This window comes from Kitasatospora sp. NPDC007106, assembly GCF_040634455.1.
Lineage (GTDB): Bacteria > Actinomycetota > Actinomycetes > Streptomycetales > Streptomycetaceae > Kitasatospora > Kitasatospora arboriphila.
In genome coordinates this window covers 1-4,068 of record NZ_JBEYFP010000545.1, presented here as the reverse complement: position 1 = coordinate 4,068, position 4,068 = coordinate 1, and the positions used below count along the sequence as shown (strand labels likewise).

The following is a 4,068-nucleotide window of genomic DNA, read 5'->3' as shown; positions in this document are numbered from 1 at the left end:
TTGCCGTCGAGCCTGACACCGGCGTCGGTCACGGCCTTCTCGTACGCCATGAACTCCTCCACGGTCGGCGCCTCGGCCGGCCGCTCCTCGGTGGAGTCGGGTGCCGGGGTGTTGATCAGCAGCAGGTACTTCACGGTGCAGCTCCTCGATGGTTCGGGTCGGTCGTGCAGGTATGACGAACGGGCTGCAGCGGAATCGACAGGGCGGCCCGAAGAATTTCCCGGCCGTCCCGTCGCGGGCCCTGACGGGCATCCTGTCGCGGATCCGGGCCGACCGTGTGCGGCCCCGCCGGAGCGGCCGTACCGGCGCCGGAAATCCGGTTGCGCCGTGGCGGACCATGGACGGGTGATCACCGAACAAGGCGCCGTCGAGCTGGTCGAGGCACTCCTGGTGAAGGAGCGGCAGGGAGGGACGGAGGTCGCCGTCGACGGGGTGCAGGAGCACGCCCTGGGATGGCTGGTCCACTGCGACACGGTGGAGTACATCCGCACCCGTGATCCGCGGAAGAAGCTCGTCGGGGGCGGCCCGTACCTGGTCGACAAGGGCGACGGAAGCGTCTACCTGCTGCCGCTCCAAGCCGTGGCGGACGGCTGGGAGAAGCACTTCCTCTGGCAGTACAGGGGCGTCCGCCCGCCGGACCTGCCCGACCCGCTGGCCCCGGCCGTCCGTGCCGTCCTGCGGGCCGACGGGCCGACCGCTGCCGTCCGCCACCTGCGCAAGCAGGCGCCGGTCCTCGGCATCGGCCAGGCCACGGCCTACGTCCGGGCGATGGCCGACGGAGGCGACCCGCCGCAGGACCTGGTCGACCTGACCTGGAACCCCGCACCCGCCGGCCCGTTCCCCGTCCCCAGGCTGAGCGGGCCGGCCGGGTGAGGGCCGCACCCCGCCGACGAGGCCCGGCCGCACCCCGCCGCGCCCGGTTCCGCCGGTGATCCACCGTCAGTGCGCCCGCCCGCCCGCGTGCCGAATGCCGGGCCCGGGCCGGCGGGTTGTCCTCGGCGGCGACGAGCTCGACCGCTGCGGTGCGCAGGCGGGTCCGCCAGGAGCGGACCTCCTCGGGGCGGTGGTACTCCGGGTCGTGGACGTAGTAGTCCTCCGTGACAGCGATCTCCAGGAAGCGGGCCTCTGCTTCGGTCGCCGTCTCCGCCATGCCGTGCCAGAGCCGGACGGCGGCCTCCTCGGGGGTGAGGTCGCCGGCGACCAGGAGGGCGGCCAGGTGGTGCAGCAGGCAGCGTTCGGCCGTGTCGTGGTCCGGTGCCTGTACGCCGAGTTCGGCCAGGGACCGGTGGAGCAGGGCGTCGAGTTCGCGGGTGTCCTCGTGGCGGTGGCGGTGGCGGTGGCGTCCGGCGAGGTCGCGGAGGGCGGGGGAGTCGAGGCCGTCCGCCAGCAGCCGGACGGCGGCCATCGGCAGGTCCTCGGGGAGGACGTGGCCGACGGCGTGCTGCCAGGCCAGGGTGAAGGCCCCGTCCATGGGGTCCATGGGGTGCAGGGGCTGCATGGCGTGCATGGTGCCGGGCGGACGCGGGCGTTGACCACGGGTTTTTCGCCGCCGACCGCAGGGGAGGCCGCGGGCGCCCACCGCGCGGCCGTCCCTCGGTGCGGCCGTCAGGGCCGGGCGGCGACGTGCCCGGGCGCACGGGTGGACAGGGCCCGGGCCAGGTCCAGCAGGCTCAGGCCGAACATCAGGATGCCCAGCGGGACGTGCAGCGCGGGCCGGTGCGCTATGCCCAGGACCACCTGGACCGAGGCGAGCGCCAGGAAGCCCGAGGCGTGCAGGATGCGGCGGGGCGACGCGCCGCCGGTCCGCCACGCGAGGACCGCGGCGAGCACGTACAGCATCGACGCGCCGTACATCACGCGTGCCCCGACGCTGTGCAGCACCTCCTGCGAGGGGGAGGAGAGCAGCAGTCCGGCGGTGACCGCCTGGAAGAAGACGGCCGCGGTCTGCAGGGCGATGGAGGTCTGCAGGAACCTGAGGCCGCGTCGGTCCGTCGTCGTCCGTCCGTCCATGGTGCCGTCCCCTTGTCTGCCTCGCGGCGGGTCGCTCGGTTGCGTGCCGGTAGGCGGACGACGCAGGCGGGCGGAACGTGACACGGGGCGGCGGACCGGCGGGACGGACCGCGCGGCGACGGTGGGGTGCGCGGCGGGCGAAGGCCGCCGACCGTGAACGCGGGACGATTATTTCCATCGATGGAATATCGCCGGTCGCAGCATCGCGCCCACATGAAGCCATGTCAACTCCCTTGTCTGGAACGGCTCGAACCCCTCCTCCGGGTGGCTCGGCGAAAGTTTCGAGTTCTCCGTCGTGACCAGCGGATTTGATGATCAATCAGAATTTCCATCGTTGGATACCTTCCCCGGGCGGCCCGCTTCTCCTACCGTCTGGGCAGGCTCGCCGCCCCCGTCCGGAGAGGAGGGCCGCCTCCCGGCCGAGCCGTACCGCTCGCAGATCCACCCCCACCACAGTGTCAGGAGCACCTCATGCGCGACTTGAGGCCGGCCGCCCCACGGGCCGTCCCCGCCGCCGCTCGCGGCACCCTGCGCCACGCGAGGGTCCTGGTGGCCGCCGTGGCCGCCTTCGGACTCGCCCTCGCCGGACTGCTCGGCCTGCCGGGCCGGTCCCACGCCGCGGGCTCGCTGCCCTGCGACATCTACGCCGCAGCCGGCACACCCTGCGTCGCCGCGCACAGCACCGTGCGCGCCCTCGCCTCCTCCTACAGCGGCCCGCTGTACCAGGTCACCCGCGCCTCGGACGGCGCCCGCGCCGACATCGGACTGCTGAGCCCCGGCGGCTACGCCAACGCCGCCCAGCAGGACGTGTTCTGCGGCGGCAGCACCTGCCGCATCACCAAGGTCTACGACCAGACGGCACGTCACAACGACCTCCTGCCCGGCCCGGCCGGTACCGCCGGCATGGGCGCCGACCGCGGTGCCGACGCGAGCGAGATCGCGGTCACCGCCGGCGGCCACAAGGTCTACGGCATCTGGATCTCGCCCGGCGTCGGCTACCGCTACACCGGCCGGGCCTCCGGCGTCGCCGTCGACGGCCAGCCCGAGGGCGTCTACATGGTCGCCAGCGGCACCCACGTCGGCGCGGACTGCTGCTTCGACTACGGCAACGCCGAGTCCACCCCGGCCGACACCGGCAACGGCCACATGGACGCCGTCTCCATCGCCACCACCTGCTACTTCCCGCCGTGCAGCGGCTCCGGCCCGTGGATCGAGGCCGACCTCGAGAACGGCATGTTCCAGGGCGACAACGGCTCCAACACCGCGAACCGCGGCAACAGCACCCCGTACGTCACCGCCGTCCTCAAGAACGACGGCCAGCGCACCTACGCCCTCAAGGGCGGCAACTCGCAGACCGGCGCGCTGACCACCTGGTGGAACGGCTCGCTGCCCACCCGCGGCGGCTACCTGCCCATGCACCAGGAGGGCGGCATCATCCTGGGCACCGGCGGCGACAACAGCAACTGGAACAAGGGCACCTTCTTCGAGGGCGCGATGGTCGCCGGCTACCCGACCGACGCCGCCGAGAACGCCGTCCAGGCGAACATCGTCTCGGTCGGCTACACCGGCCAGACCAACGTGCCCAACGGCCCGCAGGGCACCGTCGGCGGACCGGGCGGCAAGTGCGTCGACGTCGCGGCCGACGACAGCGGCGGCAACTCCGCGGCCGTCCAGCTGTGGGACTGCCAGTCCTGGGCCGAGGACCAGCACTGGACGCACAACGCCGACGGCTCGCTCGGCACCATCGGCCGGTGCCTGGACGTCAACGGCAACGGCACGGCGAACGGCACGCAGGTCGAGCTGTGGGACTGCAACGGGGTCGGCGGTCAGAAGTGGGTGCAGCAGGCGGACGGCTCGCTGCGCAACCCGCAGTCCGGCCGCTGCCTGGACGCGCCGAACGGCGCCTCCGCCAACGGCACCCGGCTGCAGATCTGGGACTGCAACGGATCCGCCGCCCAGAAGTTCGCCCTGAACTGACGCCGGACGGGCGGTGGGTGAGGCGGGCGACCGCAACCCCGCCGCCCCCCGGGAGGGGCCGTGAGCAGCGACGCCGCGGCC

General features: G+C 73.2%; 3 protein-coding genes. 2 read left to right on the top strand and 1 reads right to left on the bottom strand.

Features of this window, described 5'->3' with window-relative positions; all coding sequences use genetic code 11:
* Positions 1-345: 345 nt before the first annotated feature.
* On the top strand, positions 346-873 hold the full coding sequence (locus ABZ641_RS28065; protein WP_359986090.1) for a YrhB domain-containing protein: 528 nt from the start codon (positions 346-348) through the stop codon (positions 871-873).
* 732 nt (positions 874-1,605) lie between these two features.
* On the opposite strand, the gene ABZ641_RS28060 is transcribed toward ABZ641_RS28065, so the two are convergent.
* On the bottom strand, positions 1,606-2,010 hold the full coding sequence (locus ABZ641_RS28060; RefSeq protein ID WP_359986087.1) for a hypothetical protein: 405 nt from the start codon (positions 2,008-2,010) through the stop codon (positions 1,606-1,608).
* Between the two features lie 471 nt (positions 2,011-2,481).
* Between ABZ641_RS28060 and ABZ641_RS28055 the strand changes: the two genes are divergently transcribed.
* Positions 2,482-3,987, top strand: a complete 1,506-nt coding sequence (locus ABZ641_RS28055; protein WP_359986084.1) for an arabinofuranosidase catalytic domain-containing protein — start codon at positions 2,482-2,484, stop codon at positions 3,985-3,987.
* Positions 3,988-4,068: the final 81 nt, after the last annotated feature.

Excerpts from the sequence above, each read along its gene's own strand:
- ABZ641_RS28060 (WP_359986087.1), bottom strand. The coding sequence starts at position 2,010 with ATGGACGGACGGACGACGACGGACCGACGCGGCCTCAGGTTCCTGCAG.
- ABZ641_RS28055 (WP_359986084.1), top strand. The coding sequence starts at position 2,482 with ATGCGCGACTTGAGGCCGGCCGCCCCACGGGCCGTCCCCGCCGCCGCT.